Source organism: Bacteroides sp. AR20 (assembly GCF_964250605.1).
In the GTDB taxonomy this organism is placed as follows: Bacteria; Bacteroidota; Bacteroidia; order Bacteroidales; family Bacteroidaceae; genus Bacteroides; species Bacteroides uniformis.
Genome location: NZ_CAXUGK010000025.1, coordinates 45,064 through 67,969, shown reverse-complemented (window position 1 = coordinate 67,969; position 22,906 = coordinate 45,064). Strand labels below are relative to the sequence as shown.

At 46.7% G+C, this 22,906-nt stretch carries 17 protein-coding genes; 9 read left to right on the top strand and 8 right to left on the bottom strand.

What is annotated here, in order from left to right; all coding sequences use genetic code 11:
- The first annotated feature begins 79 nt into the window (after positions 1 to 79).
- Positions 80 to 2,332 (top strand): beta-glucosidase BglX, encoded by a 2,253-nt coding sequence (gene bglX / locus ACESTD_RS13565; protein ID WP_373158980.1) that lies wholly within the window; start codon positions 80 to 82, stop codon positions 2,330 to 2,332.
- A gap of 96 nt (positions 2,333 to 2,428) precedes the next feature.
- Here bglX and eno read toward each other — a convergent pair whose 3' ends face one another.
- From eno to crcB, 3 genes are all read right to left on the bottom strand, one after another.
- On the bottom strand, positions 2,429 to 3,718 hold the full coding sequence (gene eno / locus ACESTD_RS13560; protein WP_373158981.1) for a phosphopyruvate hydratase: 1,290 nt from the start codon (positions 3,716 to 3,718) through the stop codon (positions 2,429 to 2,431).
- A gap of 65 nt (positions 3,719 to 3,783) precedes the next feature.
- Positions 3,784 to 4,452 (bottom strand): pentapeptide repeat-containing protein, encoded by a 669-nt coding sequence (locus tag ACESTD_RS13555; RefSeq protein WP_044467303.1) that lies wholly within the window; start codon positions 4,450 to 4,452, stop codon positions 3,784 to 3,786.
- A 13-nt stretch (positions 4,453 to 4,465) separates the two neighbouring features.
- Positions 4,466 to 4,843 carry a fluoride efflux transporter CrcB gene (gene crcB / locus ACESTD_RS13550; RefSeq protein WP_005826820.1) on the bottom strand — a complete coding sequence of 126 codons (378 nt, stop codon included), beginning with the start codon at positions 4,841 to 4,843 and terminating at the stop codon, positions 4,466 to 4,468.
- 725 nt (positions 4,844 to 5,568) lie between these two features.
- Here crcB and ACESTD_RS13545 point away from each other — a divergent pair.
- The 3 genes from ACESTD_RS13545 (at position 5,569) to ACESTD_RS13535 (ending at position 9,583) form a co-directional block, all read left to right on the top strand.
- Complete coding sequence (locus tag ACESTD_RS13545) at positions 5,569 to 6,054, top strand: DsbA family protein (protein WP_005835937.1); 486 nt, start codon at positions 5,569 to 5,571, stop codon at positions 6,052 to 6,054.
- Positions 6,055 to 6,272: 218 nt separating this feature from the next.
- A complete protein-coding gene (locus ACESTD_RS13540) occupies positions 6,273 to 8,435 on the top strand; it encodes a glycoside hydrolase family 97 protein (protein WP_373158982.1) in 2,163 nt (720 codons plus the stop codon).
- Positions 8,436 to 8,641: 206 nt separating this feature from the next.
- Positions 8,642 to 9,583, top strand: coding sequence for an EFR1 family ferrodoxin (locus tag ACESTD_RS13535; protein ID WP_272224533.1), 942 nt, complete (start codon positions 8,642 to 8,644; stop codon positions 9,581 to 9,583).
- Positions 9,584 to 9,586: 3 nt separating this feature from the next.
- On the opposite strand, the gene ACESTD_RS13530 is transcribed toward ACESTD_RS13535, so the two are convergent.
- Positions 9,587 to 10,393, bottom strand: a complete 807-nt coding sequence (locus ACESTD_RS13530; protein WP_005826809.1) for a helix-turn-helix domain-containing protein — start codon at positions 10,391 to 10,393, stop codon at positions 9,587 to 9,589.
- 171 nt (positions 10,394 to 10,564) lie between these two features.
- Here ACESTD_RS13530 and ACESTD_RS13525 point away from each other — a divergent pair, with 171 nt between their 5' ends.
- The 3 genes from ACESTD_RS13525 (at position 10,565) to gcvT (ending at position 14,517) form a co-directional block, all read left to right on the top strand.
- Positions 10,565 to 11,977: an amidophosphoribosyltransferase gene (locus tag ACESTD_RS13525; RefSeq protein ID WP_005826808.1), complete on the top strand. Its 1,413-nt coding sequence runs from the start codon at positions 10,565 to 10,567 to the stop codon at positions 11,975 to 11,977.
- A gap of 196 nt (positions 11,978 to 12,173) precedes the next feature.
- The gene (pepT, locus tag ACESTD_RS13520) at positions 12,174 to 13,397 is read left to right on the top strand and encodes a peptidase T (RefSeq protein WP_022402057.1); all 1,224 of its coding nucleotides are present in this window, start codon (positions 12,174 to 12,176) and stop codon (positions 13,395 to 13,397) included.
- 31 nt (positions 13,398 to 13,428) lie between these two features.
- Entirely contained in the window at positions 13,429 to 14,517 is a 1,089-nt protein-coding gene (gene gcvT, locus ACESTD_RS13515) for a glycine cleavage system aminomethyltransferase GcvT (protein WP_005835943.1), read from the top strand.
- Between the two features lie 91 nt (positions 14,518 to 14,608).
- Here the strand turns inward: gcvT and ACESTD_RS13510 are convergent, their stop codons facing one another.
- Together ACESTD_RS13510 and ACESTD_RS13505 are read right to left on the bottom strand one after the other, a co-directional pair.
- Positions 14,609 to 16,135, bottom strand: coding sequence for a M48 family metallopeptidase (locus ACESTD_RS13510; protein WP_005835944.1), 1,527 nt, complete (start codon positions 16,133 to 16,135; stop codon positions 14,609 to 14,611).
- A 182-nt stretch (positions 16,136 to 16,317) separates the two neighbouring features.
- Positions 16,318 to 16,569, bottom strand: coding sequence for a type B 50S ribosomal protein L31 (locus tag ACESTD_RS13505; protein WP_005835945.1), 252 nt, complete (start codon positions 16,567 to 16,569; stop codon positions 16,318 to 16,320).
- 188 nt (positions 16,570 to 16,757) lie between these two features.
- Between ACESTD_RS13505 and ACESTD_RS13500 the strand changes: the two genes are divergently transcribed.
- Together ACESTD_RS13500 and ACESTD_RS13495 are read left to right on the top strand one after the other, a co-directional pair.
- Positions 16,758 to 17,765: an endonuclease gene (locus ACESTD_RS13500; RefSeq protein ID WP_005835947.1), complete on the top strand. Its 1,008-nt coding sequence runs from the start codon at positions 16,758 to 16,760 to the stop codon at positions 17,763 to 17,765.
- A 282-nt stretch (positions 17,766 to 18,047) separates the two neighbouring features.
- Complete coding sequence (locus ACESTD_RS13495; protein ID WP_005826798.1) at positions 18,048 to 19,058, top strand: class II fructose-bisphosphate aldolase; 1,011 nt, start codon at positions 18,048 to 18,050, stop codon at positions 19,056 to 19,058.
- 447 nt (positions 19,059 to 19,505) lie between these two features.
- On the opposite strand, the gene ACESTD_RS13490 is transcribed toward ACESTD_RS13495, so the two are convergent.
- Both ACESTD_RS13490 and ACESTD_RS13485 read right to left on the bottom strand, forming a co-directional pair.
- Positions 19,506 to 21,356 carry a glycoside hydrolase family 13 protein gene (locus tag ACESTD_RS13490; RefSeq protein ID WP_373158983.1) on the bottom strand — a complete coding sequence of 617 codons (1,851 nt, stop codon included), beginning with the start codon at positions 21,354 to 21,356 and terminating at the stop codon, positions 19,506 to 19,508.
- Positions 21,357 to 21,467: 111 nt separating this feature from the next.
- Positions 21,468 to 22,820, bottom strand: a complete 1,353-nt coding sequence (locus tag ACESTD_RS13485; RefSeq protein WP_369871310.1) for a tetratricopeptide repeat protein — start codon at positions 22,818 to 22,820, stop codon at positions 21,468 to 21,470.
- Between the last annotated feature and the right edge of the window lie 86 nt (positions 22,821 to 22,906).

The following is a 22,906-nucleotide window of genomic DNA, read 5'->3' as shown; positions in this document are numbered from 1 at the left end:
TTTCCTCTCTGAAAAATAAATGTTTTTATTGCTTATTATCCGCACCCAAAAAGTTGCATTTATAAGTTGAACTCAAGAGATGAAAACAATGAAAATGCTCTCTGCTTGTTTATTGCTGCTTCCTTTTATATCTTGTACTCAAGTGCAGGATACAAAAAATGATGCAGTCATCGAGCAGAAAATAGAAACGCTGTTGTCCAGTATGACATTGGAGGAAAAAATTGGGCAGATGAACCAGATTTCTTCTTATGGCAACATAGAGGATATGAGCGGATTGATAAAGAAAGGTGAAGTCGGGTCTATCCTGAATGAAGTAGATCCGGTGCGTGTCAATGCCTTGCAGCGTGTGGCAATGGAGGAGTCCCGCTTGGGCATCCCCTTGCTGATGGCGCGTGATGTGATCCACGGTTTCAAGACCATATTCCCTATTCCCTTGGGACAAGCGGCATCTTTCAACCCGCAGGTGGCTAAGGATGGTGCACGGGTAGCGGCTGTGGAGGCTTCTGCTGTGGGTATCCGCTGGACATTTGCACCGATGATAGATGTGGCTCGCGATCCCCGTTGGGGGCGTATGGCCGAAGGATGTGGCGAAGATACTTATTTGACTTCGGTGATGGGTGTTGCTATGGTCGAAGGTTTCCAGGGAGAGTCGCTGAACAGTCCGACTTCCATAGCCGCATGTCCTAAACATTTTGTAGGTTATGGTGCTGCCGAGGGCGGGCGTGATTATAATTCCACTTTCATTCCGGAGCGTCGTTTGAGGGATGTATACCTTCCTCCTTTTGAAGCTGTAGCCAAGGCAGGAGCAGCTACTTTCATGACTTCGTTCAATGACAATGACGGAGCACCGTCTACCGGAAACACTTTTATTTTGAAAGATGTGCTTCGTGGTGAATGGGGATTTGATGGAATAGTAGTGTCAGACTGGGCTTCGGTAGCCGAAATGATGGCACATGGCTTTGCTGCCGATTCTAAAGAGGCAGCAATGAAGGCGGTGAATGCTGGTGTGGATATGGAGATGGTCAGCTATACGTTTGTCAAGGAATTGCCGGAATTGATAAAAGAAGGTAAGGTCAAGAAGTCTGCTATAGACGATGCCGTGCGGAATATTCTGCGTATCAAATTCCGGTTGGGACTGTTTGATAATCCTTATGTGGATGAGAAACGGATAGAGGAACTTTATGCTCCTTCTCATCTGGAGGCTGCCAAGCAAGCTGCTGTGGAATCGGCCATCTTGTTGAAGAACGAAAAGGAGACATTGCCTTTGCAATCTTCGGTAAAGACGGTTGCTGTGGTAGGTCCGATGGCAAATGCACCTTATGACCAATTGGGTACCTGGATATTTGATGGTGACAAGACAAAAACCGTGACACCGTTGAAGGCTATCAAGGAACTGGTGGGGGACAAAGTGCAGGTGATATACGAGCCGGGTCTGACTTATAGCCGTGACAAGAATATGGCAGGTGTTGCCAAAGCCGCTGCTGCCGCTGCACGTGCTGATGTTATTTTGGCGTTTGTAGGCGAAGAGGCTATTCTTTCAGGAGAGGCGCATTGCCTGGCCGACCTGAACCTGCAAGGTGCGCAAAGCGAACTGATTGCCGCTTTGGCGAAAACAGGAAAACCGGTGGTTACTGTCGTAATGGCAGGGCGTCCGTTGACCATAGGAAAGGAAGTCGAACTCTCGTCAGCTGTACTTTATTCGTTCCATCCCGGAACCATGGGAGGACCGGCATTGGCCGACTTGCTGTGGGGTAAGGCTGTGCCAAGTGGCAAGACTCCGGTGACTTTCCCGAAGATGGTAGGACAGATACCGGTTTATTATGCTCATAACAGTTCCGGACGTCCGGCTACGCGGAATGAGGTTTTGCTGAATGACATTCCGTTAGAAGCGGGGCAGACTTCGTTGGGATGTACTTCTTTCTATATGGATGCAGGTTTCGATCCGCTGTATCCGTTTGGCTACGGTCTGTCGTATACGACGTTCAAATATGATAATGTGAAACTCTCGTCTGCCAATCTGAAGAAGGAAGATGTGCTGACTGTGACTTTCGACCTTGAGAATACCGGAAAGTATGAAGGTACCGAGGTAGCCCACCTTTACGTGCAGGACAAGTTTGCTTCGGTGACCCGTCCGGTGAAAGAGCTGAAACGCTTTGCTCGCGTCACATTGAAGCCGGGTGAGAAGAAAAATGTATCGTTTGAACTTCCGATAAGTGAACTTGCTTTCTGGAATATAGATATGGTGAAGACGGTGGAAGCCGGAGACTTTGCTCTTTGGGTGGCACCGGATAGCCAAAGTGGAGAAGAAGTTTTCTTTAAGGTAGTAGATTGATTGTTGATTTAAGGTTAAAAAGAGAAGGGGCGGACCGTGACGGTTCGCCCCTTCTGCTTTCTTCTTTATAAGCCCCGCCTTCCGGCAAATAACTCATCACTTATTACTTATAACTTTCTTATATCCATACACCGCATTGTTTCCCAACTCTTCTTCGATGCGAAGCAGTTGGTTGTACTTTGCCATACGGTCTGAGCGGCTCAGCGAACCGGTCTTGATTTGTCCACTGTTGGTAGCTACGGCTATGTCTGCGATAGTCGCATCTTCCGTTTCACCGGAACGATGGGAAGTTACGGTAGTATATCCGTGGCGGTGTGCCATTTCGATGGCATTCAGTGTTTCGGTCAGCGAACCTATCTGGTTTACTTTAATCAATATGGAGTTGGCACAGCCTTTTTCGATGCCCATTGCAAGGAAGTCCACATTGGTGACGAACAAATCGTCTCCTACCAACTGGCAACGGTTGCCGATACGGTCGGTCAGTTTTTTCCAGCCGTCCCAGTCGTTCTCGCTCATGCCGTCTTCGATAGAGTCGATGGGATACTTGTTGATTAACTCTTCCAGATAGTCAATCTGTTCGTCGGCAGTACGTTTCTTGCCTTTTTCACCTTCGAATTTGGTATAATCGTAGATGCCATCATGGTAGAACTCGGAAGAAGCGCAGTCCATGGCAATCATTACATCTTTGCCCGGTTCGTATCCGGCAGCCTTGATGGCGGCAATGATGGAGTTCAAGGCATCTTCTGTACCCTCCAGATTAGGAGCAAAACCTCCTTCATCGCCTACTGCTGTGCTGAGGCCACGGTCTTTCAGGACTTTCTTCAGTGCGTGGAACACTTCGGCACCCATACGCAAACCTTCGCGGAAGGAAGTGGCACCTACGGGGCGTATCATGAATTCCTGGAAAGCAATGGGAGCGTCACTATGCGAACCGCCGTTGATGATGTTCATCATCGGTACAGGCATCACATAGGTATTTGTACCACCGATATATCGGTAGAGTGGGATGTCAAGGTAAGCGGCGGCAGCCTTGGCTACAGCAAGAGATACGCCGAGGATGGCATTGGCACCCAGATTGGCTTTCGTTTTGGTTCCGTCCAGTGCAAGCATGGCATGGTCGATACCCATCTGGTCGAGGGCGGACATACCGATGAGCTTGGGAGCAATGATATTATTGATATTGTCCACGGCTTTCAGGACACCTTTGCCTCCGTAACGTTTTTTGTCACCGTCACGCAGTTCCAATGCTTCGTGTTCTCCCGTGGATGCTCCTGACGGGACAGATGCACGGCCTATGAAGCCGGATTCCAAGGTTACGTCTACTTCTACAGTTGGGTTACCTCTTGAATCGAGGATTTCACGTCCGATAATCTTCTCTATTTTCATATTCAGTCAATTTTAATTATAAACTATCTTACTAACAAATGAAAACAAGGAATTGTTTTTCGTTTTTAATCCTTTATTGTAATGCCTAAAAGAGTAGTCAACTCCATGGCTTGGGAAGTATTGACGATGGCTCCCCGTATGTCGGGCAGGTTGAGGCGTATACCTCCTATGTGCGAGTCGCTCAAGTCGATTCCTCTTAGAGGGGTGTGTGAAAACTCGGATTCTACCAGCTCACAGTTTTCAAAGGCGATGGAGGCAAGTTTGCAGTCGTTGACGTCGCTGTTGCGCAAGTCACAAGAGGTGAAGCGGGCTTGATTGATTTTACTCATGGAAAGATTGAGGTATCTGGCATTGCAGTCCTTCATTGTCAGATGGTTCAATATTGTTTCCGGCAGATTGGTTCCCACCAGTTTGCAGGATATGAATTCCACTCTGAACAGAGAACTTTCGGCAAATGAGATGTTGGAAAGGTCGCAATGTTCAAAACGTACATCAGTGAAATGGCAGGATTTCAGTTTGCAGGCGCTGAATTGGATATGACTGAAAGTACAGTTGGTGATGCTTTTGTAGGAATACTCCATGTGTTCCTCTGTCCGTTTACCGAAGTGAAGGTCTCTGACAGTTTCTTCCGTATTCAGCCATTCTTCCAATGATTTGGAACTTTCACTTTGTCCCTCTAAGGTAGGAGGGATGATGCGTACGGGAGGCATGACAAAAGGCTTGCTGGGTTTCATAGGGGTGTTTGGGTTATATACAGCGTCCGAAGGCGCCGCCGGCGAAGGCTGCCAGGACTCCTAATGTGATACTTAATAAGGTATATAAGGCAAACATTCCGTAGAATTCTTGCTTTATCAGAATCAGTCCGTCATTGCTGAAAGTGGAGAAGGTGGTGAATCCTCCGCATAGACCGGTAGTCAGCAACAGCCGTACCTCAGTAGAAAGGTTGAAACGGGCGGATAAGGTATAGAATAGCCCGATGAGGAAACTTCCGAGGATATTGACTGTGAATGTAGCCCATGGGAAAGAGTAGGGGACTATGCGCTCGTGGAGCATCATCTGCACGCAGTAGCGCAGTACGCTGCCGGTACCGCCGCCAAGGAATATAGCTATCAGTAATCTAGTCATAGGTTTTCTGGGGTTGGTTTTGGCTGCAAAGGTAGTGAAGACAAAGGAATTTCAGTAAATCATAGCCCGAAATTTCATAAAGCGATTCTGTACTGGGGGAAGTAGTTATTGGTGGGATGTATATAATTTTGATATTTGATATGAGTGATTGCCAATCTTGGTTCCGGATAGTTCGTGATGGGGCAGAAGCGATTTACTAAATCTTCCTCCAAGATTTAGTAAATCGTTGCCGGAGATTTAGTAAAATGTCCGGGAGATTTTAGTAAACGAGTAGAAGGGGCTTTGGAAGGATGACTGGTTTGTCTGTATTTTTGGATACGGTAATAACTTGTGAAACTTGAGCCACTCTTGAAATTGAGGTCTTAACCGTTCAAATGCCATATTGTAGAGACCTCTCTAGAACCTTGTCTTGATAATCAGCGATTTATTTTCATTGGCTGTAGAGATTGTACCCATTCCTTCTCATTCTCTTCCTGCCTTTCTTTCTTCACTTGTAGAGAAGGGTTGTTTTTAATTTGTTGTTTTTTAGAGTTTTAACGAAATTGGTTGTAGATGTCATTTCCTTGTATTCCCGTCATTCACACCCTAACTTTGCAACATCGAATTCAAGAGAATGAAAGTTTATCGTTGAGGCCTCACGATGGATCTCCACTTCTTGAAAGAGAGGAAAAGGCTTCGGCCTATTTATTACATTATTATATTAACTTTCTAAAACATTAAAAATTATGGGACTTCAGTATGTAGTGGCAAAGAGAATCTTTGGTTTTGACAAGGACAAAAATGTAAAGTATGTAGCTAAATCCGTAGGAGCGGGTGAATTGGATTTTGATAAGTTGTGTGCCAAAGTGAGCCGTATTCTTGGTATTCACAGAAAGACGGTGGACTTAGTGGCTGCAGGACTGGTGGACATCATGTCGGAAGAAATAGACGATGGAAAGACTGTTCGTTTAGGTGATTTCGGATTGTTCCGCCCTTCTTTTGTAGGGAAGAGTGCTGATACGGAGGCTGGCGTTTCGGCCAGTAACATTGTCCGTAAACGTATTCTGTTTTTTCCGGGGAAAGCTTTTAGTCAAATGTTGGGCAATATGAGCGTCACCAAGATGGTGGTTCCCGATACGGACTATACGGATGGAAGTAGCAATGGTGGAGGGGATAACTCCAATCCTTCGGGAGGCAATGACGGGGACCAAGGTGAAAATCCTTTGGGATAATTCCAGTGCACGATTAAAGTTGTAAAAATATGGAGGGCGAAGTTTTCGTAGCGATACTTCTCCTTCTATTTTGTTTGTAGGCAGGATATTGTTCAAGGGAAGTTGGTTTTCATGCAAACGTTTGCCGACAAATCATCTATCATTTTAGTTTAATTGCGTCAGAGTGTATTTCTTTCCTGCCTATATTTGCATCTGGAACATAATTTTATAAATATAGCATGAGAAACATGAAAGCAATCTGTACAAAATTAGCCTGCTTCCTGCTCGTTTTGTTGGTGAGCGGCGTAGCAATGGCAGAGAGTATTACCTCTCCCAACGGACAACTTCAATTGAATTTTTCGGTAAATGCGCAAGGCGAACCCGTTTACGAACTTTCTTACAAAGGAAAGCCGGTGATTAACCCTTCCAAATTAGGACTCGAACTGAAGAACGACCCCGGTCTGATGAATGGCTTCACGCTGGCGGATGCAAAGACTTCCACTTTCGACGAGACTTGGGAACCGGTATGGGGTGAAGTAAAGCAAATCCGTAACCACTACAATGAGCTGGCTGTGACGCTCAACCAAAAGGCGCAGGATAGGAACATCATTATCCGCTTCCGTTTGTTCGACGATGGTATGGGCTTCCGTTATGAGTTCCCTTTGCAGAAGAACTTGAACTATTTCGTGATTAAGGAGGAGCGTACTCAGTTTGCCATGACTGGCGACCATACAGCCTTCTGGATTCCGGGCGACTACGATACGCAGGAATATGATTACACAGAATCCAAACTTTCTGAAATTCGCGGGTTGATGAAAGGGGCCATTACGCCTAACTCTTCACAAACCCCGTTTTCGCCCACCGGTGTTCAGACTTCTTTGCAGATGAAGACTGCTGATGGTTTGTACATCAACTTGCACGAGGCTGCTTTGGTGGATTACTCTTGCATGCACTTGAATCTGGATGATAAGAATTTTGTTTTTGAATCTTGGCTTACTCCCGATGCAGTAGGCGATAAAGGTTATCTGCAAGCTCCCTGCACGTCACCGTGGCGTACGGTTATCGTAAGCGACGATGCTCGTGACATCCTTGCCTCTAAAATCACGCTGAACTTGAACGAACCTTGTGCTTACGAGGACGTTTCCTGGATTAAGCCCGTGAAATACGTAGGTGTATGGTGGGAAATGATTGCAGGTAAGAGCACCTGGGCATATACAGACGACCTTCCCTCCATCAAACTAGGTGAAGTGGACTACTCCAAAATGAAGCCCAACGGCCGTCACGGTGCCACTAACAAAAATGTAAAAAAGTACATCGACTTCGCAGCCGAGCACGGTCTGGACCAAGTATTGGTAGAAGGCTGGAATGAAGGCTGGGAAGACTGGTTTGGCAAATCCAAGGATTATGTATTCGATTTTGTGACCCCTTATCCCGATTTCGACGTGAAGATGCTGAATGAATATGCCAAGAGCAAAGGCGTGAAGCTGATGATGCATCATGAGACATCCGGTTCGGTGCGCAACTACGAACGTCACATGGACAAGGCCTATCAGTTTATGGTGGATAATGGCTACAATGCCGTGAAGAGCGGATATGTAGGTAATATGATTCCCCGTGGTGAACATCATTATGGGCAATGGCTGAACAACCACTACCTCTATGCCGTGAAGAAGGCAGCCGACTACAAAATTTGTGTAAATGCGCACGAAGCTGTACGCCCTACCGGTTTGTGCCGTACTTATCCTAACTTGATTGGCAACGAATCTGCACGAGGAACTGAATATGAGGCATTCGGCGGTAGCAAACCGTTCCATACCACATTGCTTCCATTCAACCGCTTGATTGGCGGTCCGATGGATTATACACCGGGTATCTTCGATACCAAACTTGACTTTATGGGCGATTTGCCCCACGGACAAGTGCAGACTACACTTGCTAAGCAACTCGCTCTGTATGTAACTTTATACAGCCCGTTGCAGATGGCTGCCGACTTGGTTGAGAACTACGAAAAGCACATGGATGCTTTCCAATTCATCAAGGATGTGGCAGTAGACTGGGACGACAGCAAGTACATTGAAGCAGAACCGGGTGATTACATTACCGTGGCCCGTAAGGCAAAAGGAACCGGCAACTGGTTTGTTGGAGGTATTACAGACGAGAATGCACGTACAGCCAACTTTACGCTCGACTTCCTTGAACCGGGCAAGCAATACGTAGCCACTCTCTATGCCGACGGTAAAGATGCTGATTACAAGGAGAACCCTACTTCTTATCAGATAAAGAAGGGTATCGTAACCAGCAAGACCAAAATGTCCGTGAAGGAAGCGCGTAGCGGTGGTTTTGCATTGAGCTTGATTGAAGCGACTCCGGCTGACAAGAAAGCTGTGAAGAAGTGGAGATAATTTAGGGTAGAAAGAGTTTTTATTAGGCATTAGTGAGGCCCCGCAGAAGTCCAATCTTTGCGGGGCTTTTTTTTGTGTTAGGGTAAGCTCATTCTTATACCGTAAAAATAGCATCAAGACCCGAGTTTTTGGTAAGTCCGTTCTTTGGGGAAACCTTTATTTTTGCACTCAGATAACAGATTGCATAATCATTAAAAATCAGAGATATGAATACGGATAAGAAAATCAGTCGTCGGGAGGCTTTAAAGCGTATGGGATTTGCCGTGATGAGCAGTGCTATCGCATCTTCCGGCCTACTCTCGTTGGCATCCTGCGAAACAAAAAGGAGTAAGCGTATCATCTTTTATTTTACCGGAACGGGTAACAGTCTTTACATCGCCCGTCAGTTGGCTGGAGAGAACGCAGAATTGTTGAGTATCCCTCAGATGGTGAAACGGGGGAAGTATGAATTTGAGGCAGATGAAATCGGCATCGTTTATCCCATCTACGGTCATATGCCTCCCTATATGGTACGGCAGTTCATTCAGAAAGCAAAACTGAAGGCAGAATACAAGTTTGCTGTCCTCACCTATGGTGCAAGGAAGTGCGATGCGGTAGAGATTTGGGACCGTATATCCCGTAAAGCCGACAATGCGTTCGACTATATCAGCACTATCATCATGGTGGATAACTGGCTACCCAACTTCGACATGAACGAGCAACTCAAGATAGACAAGCACATCCCCGAGAACTTGCAGAAGATAACGGCAGATATCAACAGTCGGCAGCATTGGCACGAACCGGTGACGGAGGAGGAACGGCAACAGCACCAAGGTTTTATGCAGCGGAGTGGACTCGACCCCGAGGTGGGCTTCCTGATAAAAAGCGAGAAGTTCTTTACCGTGACTGATGCTTGTATTGACTGTGGCATTTGTACCTACGTTTGTCCGCGCGGCAACTATGAGCTGACGTCGAGAGGAGTGAAGACGTCCGGTGACTGCGAGTTCTGTTTTGCCTGCATACAGAATTGTCCGCAGAAGGCTATTCAGTTCATAAAGCAGGAAGATGGCTCTTTTCCTGACGGAACGGAGAAGAACCCCAATGCCCGCTATCGTAATGAGCATATTTCGCTAATAGATCTGAAACGGGCAAACAATCAAAAACTATAATCATTAACCTCTGTATTTTGTCGGATTTACACCCAGATGTTGTTGTACGTAACGGCTAAAATAAGCAGGAGAGGAAAAACCGAACATATCGGAAATACGGACGAACGTTAGTGATTTGTCGCGCAGCAAACGCGAGATGTCGAGTGTGGTATAACGGTTTATCCAGTAGTTTGCTGTATAACCGCTTACTTTCTTGGAAACTTCCGAAAGATATTTGGAGGTGACACATAGGCAGTCGGCATAATAGGTCACTTCACGATGCTCGCGGAAAGTTCCGTTCTCCAGCATGTTGAGGAAACGGCTCATGATGGAAGCATTTTGTACAGAGATATTGTCCTCGCCATATAGATGGGAGTGGAAATCGAAGAAGTCGAGTATCAACATCTGTGTGGAGGCGATAAGCATATCGCGATGGAAATGATGGTCTGTATTCCGGAGTCTGTATTCCACTTGTTCAAAATCCCGGAGACATAGCTCTTGCTGTTCGGTAGTCAGGGACATGATAGGATTGAGAAATAGGGAAAGTTGCCCTTTCATGCCGTAGTTGTTCTGTGGTGTACTCAGCACCACAAAGCCCGATGCGATATAGATGACCTTTACGCGAAAATCTTCTGAAGGTTGAATTTTCTCTACCAGTTTTCCTTTGCGGACAATCATCAGGTCGCCGGCACGTAGCTCGCGCTCCTCTCCATTGTACTTCAATCGGCAGATTCCTGACAGACAGAGGGCGTGTGCAAGATAGCCACTGTATGCGTCCGTCCCCAGACCTTGAAGAGTATCGGCTATTATAATATTTGCGGTTTCTCCCATTATACAGTTGTTTGGTTTCGATCACAAAAGTATATGTTTCCAATAATATAACTTCTATTGTGGGCAAGAAATATATTGCCTTTTTTATTCATTTCAAATCTGCCCGAATTTCGCAAATTCTTCATACCTTTGCATCCGTTAATTTTAGAAACCAATAACAAAACAGAACTTATGGGAGGTTTTTTCGGAACAGTCGCCAAGGCAACAAGCTGTGTGGCAGATTTGTTTTACGGCACAGATTATAATTCACATTTAGGGACAAAACGTGGTGGGTTGGCTACATACGATGCAGAAACGGAGCAGTTTACCCGTTCCATTCACAATCTGGAAAGCACTTATTTCCGCACGAAGTTTGAGGATGAACTGGATAAGTTCAAAGGAAATTCCGGAATAGGAATCATCAGTGACACAGACCCTCAACCCCTTATCCTTAACTCCCACCTCGGTCGCTTTGCCATTGTAACGGTAGCCAAAATAGTAAATCTGCAAGAACTGGAAACAAAACTGTTGGCCCAAAACATGCACTTCGCCGAACTCAGTTCGGGCAAAACCAATCAGACGGAACTTATCGCCCTCCTTATTATACAAGGAAAGACATTTGTCGAAGGAATTGAAAATGTGTATAAGCATATCAAAGGTTCCTGCTCCATGCTGTTATTGACGGAAGACGGCATCATTGCCGCTCGCGACCGCTGGGGACGTACTCCGATTGTGATTGGCAAGAAAGACGGAGCGTATGCCGCCACAAGTGAGTCGAGCAGCTTTCCGAATCTTGGTTATGAGATAGACCGTTATTTGGGACCCGGAGAGATTGTTCGCCTGCGTGCCGATGGTGTGGAACAGATGCGCAAGCCTGATGAGGGAATGCAGATTTGTTCCTTCCTATGGGTATATTACGGTTTCCCCACTTCCTGCTACGAAGGTAAGAATGTGGAGGAAGTGCGTTTTGCCTCCGGTTTCAAGATGGCACAGACAGATAAGTCAGAGGTGGATTGTGCCTGCGGTATTCCTGATTCGGGTGTAGGTATGGCGCTTGGGTATGCCGAAGGTAAAGGAGTTCCTTATCATCGTGCCATTTCCAAATATACTCCGACTTGGCCTCGTAGTTTTACTCCCAGCAAGCAGGAATTGCGTTCGCTGGTGGCAAAGATGAAGCTGATTCCCAATCGTGCCATGCTCGAGGGTAAGCGTCTGCTGTTCTGTGATGACTCTATTGTCCGGGGGACCCAGTTGCACGACAATGTGAAGGTGCTGTATGAGTATGGTGCCAAGGAGGTGCATATCCGGATTGCTTGTCCTCCATTGATATATAGCTGCCCGTTTGTAGGATTCACGGCTTCCAAAAGCGACATGGAACTGATTACCCGTCGTGTCATCAAGGAACTGGAGGGTGACGAGAATAAGAATCTCGATAAGTATGCCACTACCGGCTCACCCGAATACGAAAAGATGGTGGACGTTATCCGCGAGCGTTTCGGACTTTCATCCTTGAAGTTCAATACGTTGGAAACTCTGGTTGAAGCTATCGGATTGCCTAAGTGTAAGATATGTACGCATTGTTTTGATGGTAGCAGCCATTTTTGATTGACATTTTGTCCTTAAGGAATAAAAAAGGGGCGTGAATTGCTTGGCAGTTCACGCCCCTTTTTTTATCTTTACAGCACAAAATAGTGGTTAATGATTAGTGATTAATGATTAATGCCATTCGGATAATGCTTTTCGCCAATTACTAATCACTGACCATTAATCACTAACCATTAATCACTAATCATTATTCATCATGACTTTAGTAGAACGTTTTTTAAAGTACGTAAGCTTCGATACTCAGTCCAGTGAAGAGACTGAGATTACTCCGAGTACTCCGGGGCAAATGGTGTTTGCCCGGTATCTGAAAGAAGAATTGGAATCTTTGGGTCTGGAAGAAATCACGTTGGACGAAAATGGTTATCTGTTCGCCACTCTTCCTGCCAATACAGACAAGCCGTTGCCCGTCATCGGCTTTATTGCCCACATGGATACAAGCCCCGATATGAGTGGCAAGAATGTTTCTCCGCGTATCGTGCAGAATTATGACGGTAAGGACATTGTTCTTTGCGCCGAAGAGAATGTGGTTCTTTCTCCTGCCCAGTTCCCCGAACTGCTCGACCATCAAGGGGAAGATTTGATTGTGACCGACGGCAAGACCTTGCTTGGTGCCGATGATAAAGCCGGTATTGCCGAAATTGTATCGGCGGTGGTATATCTGAAGGAGCACCCCGGAATCAAGCACGGTAAAATTCGTATCGGCTTTAATCCGGATGAGGAAATCGGTTTGGGCGCCCATAAGTTCAATGTAGCGCAGTTCGGTTGCGAATGGGCCTATACCATGGATGGCGGAGAAGTGGGTGAACTTGAATTCGAGAACTTCAATGCGGCCTCTGCCAAGATAAGCTTCAAGGGACGGAATGTGCATCCGGGCTATGCCAAGAATAAGATGATTAACTCTATCCGCGTTGCCAACCGTTTCATGTCCATGCTTCCGGCTGACGAGGCTCCGGAGCATACCGAAGGTTACGAAGGTTTCTATCATCTGATAGGCATTACCGGCGAGGTGGAGCAGACAACAGTCTCTTACATTATCCGTGACCACGACCGCACCCGCTTTGAAGAGCGCAAGAAGGAGATGGAACGTCTTGTGGCAAAAATCAATGAAGAATACGGTCCGGGTACCGCTACTCTGGAACTTCGCGACCAATACTATAATATGCGCGAGCAGATTGAACCGGTGATGCATATCATCGACACCGCTTTTGCCGCCATGAAGGCGGTAGGTGTAGAGCCTCGTGTAAAAGCCATTCGCGGAGGTACGGACGGTGCCCAGCTCTCTTTCAAGGGCCTGCCTTGTCCCAATATCTTTGCCGGTGGCTTGAACTTCCACGGCCGCTATGAGTTCGTGCCTATCCAGAACATGGAGAAAGCCATGAACGTCATCGTCAAGATTGCCGAGCTCGTAGCAAGCAAATAGATAATTCATAACTCATAACTCTAATAGTTCCATGAAAACCACTCCGTTTACCGAAAAACACATCTCGCTGGGTGCCAAGATGCACGAGTTTGCGGGATATAATATGCCTATCGAGTATTCCGGCATCATTGACGAGCATCTTACAGTATGTCAGGGTGTCGGTGTATTCGACGTCTCACACATGGGAGAATTTTGGGTGAAAGGTCCCCATGCTTTGGACTTTCTGCAGAAAGTGACTTCCAATAACATAGCTGCCCTCACACCGGGGAAAGTGCAGTATACCTGCTTCCCAAATGAAAATGGAGGCATTGTGGACGACCTTCTGGTCTATCATTATGAGCCGGAGAAATACCTGCTTGTCGTGAATGCGTCGAACATTGAGAAAGACTGGAACTGGTGTGTGTCTCATAACACGGAAGGCGCTGAATTGGAAAATGCTTCCGAGCACATGGCACAGCTTGCTGTGCAAGGACCGAAGGCTATTCAGGCTTTGCAGAAGCTGACTTCCATTAATCTTTCCGACCTTCCTTACTATACTTTTACCCACGGTGAGTTTGCCGGAGAAAAGGATGTCATTATCTCCAATACCGGATATACCGGTGCGGGTGGTTTTGAGCTTTACTTCTATCCGGAGGCTGCCATGAAGATTTGGGATGCCGTGTTCGAGGCAGGCGCGGAGTTCGGCATTAAGCCAGTTGGTCTGGGTGCGCGCGATACGCTTCGTCTGGAAATGGGCTTCTGTTTGTATGGCAATGATTTGGATGACACCACTTCGCCCATTGAAGCGGGTTTAGGATGGATTACCAAGTTTGTGGAGGGAAAGAACTTCACCAATCGCCCGATGCTGGAAAAACAGAAAGCGGAAGGCACTACCCGTAAGTTGGTGGGATTTGAAATGATAGACCGCGGTATCCCCCGTCATGGTTACGAGCTGTATAGTACAGACGGTACTGCCATCGGTGTGGTTACCTCCGGAACTATGTCGCCTACCCGCAAGATTGGTATCGGAATGGGGTATATCAGACCCGAGTACAGCAAAGTCGGTACGGAAATCTGCATTGACATGCGGGGACGTAAGCTGAAAGCTGTGGTTGTGAAGCCGCCGTTCCGCAAACAGTAATTTGAATGAATAACTAAAATAAGAAGAATGAAGAATTTGTCATGCGGCATCATCGCGCAGTCAAATTCTTCATTCTTAGTTATTCCTTTCTCTATATTCTGCTTATCCTGTCCAGCATTTGGTTTGCCCAACCTATCTCTTTATTGGTCCATTCCTTTTCGGTTCCTTCTATGCCCTGGCCTTCGTAGGCCGAAAGCAAGGTGATATATTCTTTCAGTATATCGGCGGCTTGGGCTTGTTTGTTCATGCGCATCAATAATAGTATTTTTTGTTTATATATGTCCAGATTGGGGCTTGTTCCTGCCATCTCCTGGGCTTTATCAAGCATGGCGAGGCAGCGGTTGTTCACTTCTTCCGTATTAGACAGTGCCATTTCCGCTTTTACCAGGATGATGTAGTCATTGTCTGTGGCTAGTCTGTTGTCAATGTTCTTGCGTATCAGCCGGGCAGTTTCCTTATAGCGCTTGTTGGCGTAGTTCATACTTGCGTTGAAAGAAACGACATCGCTGGTGGTCCGTAGGTAGGGGCGGGCACTCAGGCTATGGGATTCACCGGCCTTTTCTATACGCTTTTGCAGGTTGCCGATGCTGCCGTAGCGAGGAATGTCCTTGTTGCGTTGGTGCAGGTTGTAATACCCTATAATTTTACCGAGGGCCGATGCGATTCCGTCGGGATTATATCCCTTGAATGCCAGAAGTTGGCGCGCAAGGCGGTCTGAAGAGATTTCCTGGGAAGTTTTGTATTTCATCCCCAACCGGTCCGTTGCCGGAATGCTCAAAAGGGAAGCGATGGCTCCGATATCTGCCACCAGACTGACGGCATAAGCATCTTCATTATCGTCCCAGTAGGCCACATCGAGGGCTGCACTGGCGGTAGTGGCAAAGACATCTGCCCAAAAAGCTGCACGCTTGGCACGCCGCTCGGCACGGTAAATGTTGTTTACCTGATGGTCGAGGACGAAATGTCCCAGCTCACATGCGATGACGGCGGCCAGTTCGTCTTCGGAATCAAGAGTGCAGAGGAGGCCCGTACTGATAACCATGGAGCCGTTGGGAAGCATGAAGGCATCTGGTTCGGGCGACTGGATGATACGTATGTTCAGACTCTCCCCGCGATTGCTGTCAATGGTGGTGGCGTTCAACTTGGAGAACACTCCCTGCACGTACGAAACGATGTAATCTTCCTGATAGGCTATCTCATTCAGTTTGTCGAGATACTCCAGGCACTCTTCGTCGATTTCCTGGCGCAGTTTGTGCTTGTAGCCGCGGTCGCTGAAATATTCGTAAAGATGGTTTTTCAAGTATATCTGCTGCCAGAATTCCCGGTCGGTTTGCGGAGCGGATATGGCAATGTGCCCCATCTCATTCAAAGGAATGGTCTCTTGTATGCCGTTCATTTCGACAGCATAGCAAATGTTGTTGCTGCTTTCACCGGGATTCTTCATTTTGACAACCCGGCGGATAATGACCGGTGTACCGGCGGGAGATTGCCGGTACTCTTTTGTCAATTCTCCTTTGACAGCGATGTTCCCGCTTAAATCTTTGTACTTTTGGGGCTTGGCAAATCCTGCCGTTGCGACAAGGATTGTCAGGATGAATAGGGTGGCAAGTCGTTTCATGATTAGTATATGTTTTCGGTTTTGATGATACAAAAATAGGGAAGTGTTTTTTCCCTTTCTCGTTTTTTTCCCTATTCTGTGATAGGAGATTCCCTATTTATCGGTCCTGCAGTGGGAGGCGGAAACAAAAAAGGGAACCTTTCAGTGAAAGACTCCCTTTTTTCAGTTTGCTTGAAAACTGATTATTTCTTACGGTTACCGTAACGGCTCATGAACTTATCAACACGACCGGCAGTGTCAACCAGCTTAGACTTACCTGTGTAGAACGGGTGAGAGGTGCTGGAGATTTCCAGCTTTACCAGCGGATAAGTTTCACCTTCGAATTCGATAGTCTCTTTCGTGTTGCAAGTGGAACGAGACAAGAATACATCACCATTTGACATATCTTTAAATACTACCGGACGGTAATTTTCAGGATGAATACCTTTTTTCATTTTGATATTTTCTTTTAAAAATTTATATTCTGTTACTATTTTGGTAATAAATAGTGTAATGGTCTTCTTTTCAGAGCGCAAAGATAGTGCAAGTTGGAGACTCTACAAAATAAATTCAGATTTATTTTTATTTAGTAGGTTTATCGCATTTTATTTCTGATTTTTGCAGGACTTAATCTTGTGAATTTATGAGGAAACTACTTGTCTTATGCTCTTTCTGGCTGTGCGTGGCAACGCTGGGGGCACAAAATGCGGAACGGAAACTGTATAGTGTTGCGTTCTACAATCTTGAGAACTTGTTTGATACGATTCATGATGCAGGTAAGAATGACTATGAGTTCCTGCCCGACGGCAGTTACCAATGGACGGCAAAGAAGTATGAGTCCAAGCTGCAGAACCTTTCCAAAGTGTTGGGTTCCCTTTCGCGTGATTTAGTGCCGGAAGGTCCGGCATTCATCGGTGTGGCAGAGGCGGAGAACAGCCGGGTGCTGGAAGACCTCGTGAAGCAGCCGGCCATTTCCAATTATGAGTTCGTGCATTATGAAGGACCGGACAGACGGGGCATCGACTGTGCCTTGCTGTACGACCCGAAGCAGTTCAGCGTTACCCACTCAAAGTTGGTGCTTTCTACTCCTTTTGAGGGGGATACGGTGCACTTGACGCGCGGCTTCCTGATTGTGGACGGACAACTGGCGGGAGAGCGTGTCTGCGTGATAGTGAACCACTGGCCCTCCCGTGGGGCAAAGTCACCGGTGCGTGTGCATGCAGCCAGGCAGGTAAAAGCCTTGAAGGACTCTCTGATGCGTAGCGACAAGAAGCTGAAACTCATCGTGATGGGGGATATGAATGACGACCCGATGGATGAAAGCATGGAGGTGCTGGGTGCACGCAAATATCCGAAGCAGGTGAAGAAAGGCGAATTCTACAATCCCTGGTGGGAGACACTGGAAGACAAGGGAGTGGGGACATTGCTCTATCGGGGCAAGTGGAACTTGTTTGACCAGATTGTCATTTCGAAACCGTTGCTGAAGGCTAAGAAAGGGTTGCGCTATGATCACAATGAAGTTTTCATCCGCGATTATCTGATTCAGCAGGATGGCAAATACAAAGGTTCCCCCTTGCGTACGCATGGGGGCAGGACTTGGCTGAACGGTTACAGTGACCATTTGCCGACCATCATCTATCTGAAAAATTAGTATTACATAATAATGTGTAAACAGATGCCGGAGAGCAAACATGTTCTCCGGCTTTTTTGTTGATAGAAGTATAGATGGCAAAAGTATGACTGGCAGAGATAAATGCAAAGAGTTTGTAATATAGAGATTACAATAATCTGTTAAATGAAGCCAATAGCTTTAAAATAGAATGGATTTGGTAGGATGAGCCGGATATTTTATTCCTCTCAAGTTCTTTACTTTAAAGGATAATGATTACTTTTGCGTAGAATTTTAATTCACTAACAATAAAATTTAAACAAAATGGTTAATTACAAAGATTTAGGACTGGTAAACACAAGAGAGATGTTTGCTAAGGCTATCAAAGGTGGATATGCTATTCCGGCATTCAACTTCAACAATATGGAACAGATGCAGGCTATCATCAAGGCTGCAGTTGAAACAAAGTCTCCGGTTATTCTTCAGGTATCTAAGGGTGCCCGTCAGTATGCCAACGCTACGCTGTTGCGTTACATGGCTCAGGGTGCTGTTGAGTACGCTAAGGAATTGGGTTGCAAACATCCTGAAATTGTTCTTCACCTTGACCACGGAGATACATTCGAAACTTGCAAGAGCTGTATCGACTCCGGTTTCTCTTCAGTAATGATTGACGGTTCACACCTTCCGTACGAAGAAAACGTTGCACTGACTAAGAAGGTAGTTGATTATGCTCATCAGTTCGACGTAACTGTAGAAGGCGAACTCGGTGTATTGGCCGGTGTAGAAGATGAAGTTTCTGCAGAACACCATACATATACTAATCCTGAAGAAGTTATTGACTTCGCTACCCGTACAGGTTGCGATTCACTGGCTATCTCAATCGGTACTTCTCACGGTGCATACAAGTTCAAACCCGAACAATGCCACGTTGACCCTGCTACCGGTCGTCTGGTTCCTCCTCCTCTGGAATTTGCCGTTCTGGATGCTGTAATGGAGAAACTCCCGGGATTCCCCATCGTTCTTCACGGTTCTTCTTCAGTTCCTCAGGAAGAAGTTGATACTATCAACAAGTATGGTGGCAAATTGGAAGCTGCTATCGGTATTCCCGAAGAACAGTTGCGTAAGGCTGCCAAGTCTGCTGTTTGCAAAATCAACATCGACTCTGACTCACGTCTGGCTATGACAGCTGCTATCCGCAAGACATTTGCTGAAAAACCGGCAGAATTCGACCCGCGTAAGTATCTGGGCCCGGCTCGTGATAATATGGAAAAACTGTACAAGCATAAAATCATCAACGTGCTTGGTTCAGAGAACAAATTGGCTCAACTGGACTAATCGAAAGATAATCCGAATATAGCGTCAGCCCTTGCAATATTGATGTTGCAAGGGCTGACTTGTTGTATATAGGCCGGTGTTGTGGGATGGTTAAGTTCGCCGCTTATTTCAGAAGCGGATGTTTCAACGTGTACAACAGTCTGTTTCCTTTAACAAAACAGTCTGTTTCCCTTAACTGAACAGTTTGTTTCAATAAAGAGAACACTTTGTTCCAATACGTAAGAACACTTTGTTTCTACATATCCGAACACTTTGTTTCTCTATACTGGAACAAAGTGTTCACCGTTATGAACTAACAGATTAGCTATATTTGAGACCGGTGAAAAGCATATCCCCGTGACACCTATTCCATACTAAAAATCCCTTGCAGATGGCTGGCAGGAGAAGTGTCTGCCAGCTATCTGCAAGGGAGATTTGCAAGAATGAGCTCTCTGTGTGGAGTACGCGTTATAATTCTATCACTAATGATTCTCTGGGGCCCATCTTCAGCTCTTCACCGAAGGTGATGGCCTTGCCGCTAAGAATATCTTTTCCCTGCTTGCTGTTTTTCAGGATTTCCTTGTAGAATTTCAAAGGAACGGTGGTCTCTGCATCTGTACCGTTCAGCATCACGAATATCGTCTTGCCTTCGTACTGGCGTGCGTAGGCATAAACACCATTCTGTACCATGAACTGCACCATGCTGCCTTTGGCAATCACATCGTTTCCTTTGCGCCAGTTCAGGATGGTCTTGTAGAAGTCGTAGCACTCGTTCTGTATTTTGGTACGTCCGGCTGGGGTCAGTGCGTTTGTTGCGTCACCGGTCCATCCACCGGGGAAGTCCTTGCGGACATAGCCGTCGCTCTTGCTCTTCACGCCATTCATCATAACTTCCGTTCCGTAGTAGAGTTGCGGAATGCGGCGGGTGGTAAGCAGCAGGGTAGAGGCTTGCTTCAGCATCGGAAGGTTGTCGCCTTCGCCCAGGAAGCGGTCGGTGTCGTGGTTTTCGATGAATGCCAGTACGGAAGCGGGGTTGGGGTAGAGGAAGTCGTATACGAAGTTATTGTATATGCGGTCCAGTCCCTTGAACCAAGTTTCGGTCTGTTCATTCTTGGCGGTGTTTATCTTGTCGAAGAAGCTGAAGTCCATAACGGTCTTGAGGTTACTGTTCTTGGGGGCTGATAGCTTGGAATCCTTCTGCCACCAGGCGGTGTAGGCGGGTTCGGTAACCCAGGTCTCGCCCACAGTGTTGTAGTTGGGATATTCTTCGTTGAGCTCTTTCATCCAGTTGCTCATGGCATCATAGTCGGCATACGGGTAAGTGTCCATGCGGATGCCGTCGATGTTGGCGAATTCAATCCACCAGAAACTGTTCTGTACCAGGTAGCGGTAAACGTGAGGGTTCTTCTGGTTGAGGTCGGGCATGGAAGGTACGAACCAGCCGTCGTTCATCTGGTCGGCATCGTACTGGGAAGTATAAGGGTCTACGTGCGGGGTCAGTTTGAAGGAGGTCTGCACGAAGTTGTTTTCGTGGTCGGGGTTGTTGAACCAATCTTTGGAGGGCATGTCCTTAATCCATACATGCTCTACGCCGCAGTGGTTGAAAATCATGTCCATTACGATTTTGATGCCGCGTGCATGGGCTTTTTCAATCAGTTGCTTGTATTCTTCGTTGGTACCGAAGCGTGGGTCTACCTTGTAGTAATCCGTGGTGGCATAGCCGTGATAGGAACCGCCGGTCATGTTGTTTTCCAGTACCGGAGTAAACCAGAGGGCTGTGACGCCGAGGTCGGAGAAGTAGTCGAGGTGCTGTTCGATGCCGGCAAGGTCACCGCCGTGGCGGGCATTGGGATCGTTGCGGTCTACCTTGTACTCGGCCATGCCTGCAATCTGGTCGTTGTCCGGATTGCCGTTGGCAAAGCGGTCGGGCATCAGCAGGTACAGCGCGTCGGAAGCGTCGAAACCTTTGTGTTCGCAACCTTTCTTGCTGCGGGCCTTCAGTTCATATTCCTTTACGAGTTTCTTTTTCCCTTCAGTAAAGGTGAGGTTGATTTTTCCGGGTTTCACGTCTTTGTCGAGTTTCAGATAGACCAGGAGGTAGTTGTTGCTTTCCAGCTTGACGGTGCTGCTCAATGAGACGCCGGGATAATTGACGGATACTGCCGCATTGCCGATGCCTTCGCCATAAACCATCAGTTGGAGCTCCGGATTTTGCATTCCGGCGTACCAGAACGGAGGGTCGATTTTGTTCACGTTCATCGCTGCATACGTACTGAGGGAGAGTAAGAGTGTTCCCAAGATTAAGAATACTTTTTTCATGATAGTAACTTTACGGTTAATTTTTGCGCTAATTTAAAACAAATAACGGAGAAAGTTAATCTTTCTCCGTTACTGTACCTTATTATATTATGCAAACGTTTTCACTGGCTTCTATTTGATAGGGGCTACGCTGGCAGTATCGACCTTTCCTTTGAAAAACTCTTCTTTCTTGCGCTTTTCCCTGATGTCCTTCAGCCAGTTCTCGGCAGCATTGTACCGGTTATCCTCTCCGATGACGGGGACCCCGTCGGCATCCACTTCCTGCGCCTTGTCCTTACTGTTCTTCGGACGGGTTTTCAGGTATGCCGTTAGGTATTTCTCCGCTTTGGACACATCTTGCAAATAATGATAATAGACAAAAGCTGCGTCGTAGAGCAGTCTGTGTTTCTGCCGGTCGTATTTTTCGTATTGCGTCAGGAGGGCATTTACTTGGTTTGTGTATTGATATGCCATCTTGTAGCAGTTCGCAAGCCCCACATATAGGCGGGACATGACACTGTCGCTGGGCATGGCGAGGCTTACGGCAGTTTCCAGATAAGTCACTCCATCCTCTTTCCATGATGTCTTGGAGCAGGCGCGTCCCAGATAATAGAGAACGTTGATGTTGGTATTGTCATCTTTAAGAGCCCTTTCCAGCAGGTCGTGTGCTGGGTAGAAGTCTTCGAGGGCATAATAGCTGATTCCGGCGTAGAAGCAGGTTTGGAAAGAACTGTCTTTTTCCTGTAACAGTTGTTCATATCTTTCTATTGCTTTGGGGTAATCTTTGTTCAGGCAATAGGCTTGGGCATTGATGCGGTTCACAAGGACGTTGGTGGAGTCTATGGAACGGTATTTCTCCGTTATGTTTATGGCGTCTTCATACTGGTGGCCTGCTACATAGATGTTGCCGAGTTTGGCAGCAGACAGGTAATCATTGGGATACCTTTTCTGTATGTCCAGGTAGGCATCTATCACATGCATGATTTCTGTGTTGTCATAGACTTGCCCCATACTTTCGGCTCTAAGGTGTAGTACATAGGCGGAACTGTCCCTTTCTGCCAGCAGGTTACTTTCCTTTAGAGACTCACGGTATCTCTTCATGTTCATCAGCAGACTGATATACTGAATGCGTGCGTATTTATTGTCCGGATTTATGTGGAGCGCATTCTGGTAGTAATCCAGTGCCTCGCTATATTTGGCAAGTGATTTGCAGCATTCGGCGGCTTCAATGTATGCCCGGGGATTGAGAGAATCCTGAGCTACGACTTCCTGAAATACGCTCAGAGCTTCAAGGTTATTGCCCAGCCCTTTCAGCGCTTTCCCTTTTTGGTAGAGTAGGGGGACGGTCGGGGTTTCTTGATCGATCAGCATCAAGGCTGTTTCATAATCGTAGTTGGCCATCGCCTCTTGAATGGGATTTGTGGTCTGTGCCGCCAGAAGCGAACAGCATGCACTGAAACATAAGGAGATAAAAAGCTTTCGCATACAGTATATCATTTATATGAGGTTAAACTGACTGCAAGTTACTAAAAAGAATGTATTTACGAAATAATCGTAATCTGTTTTAGATA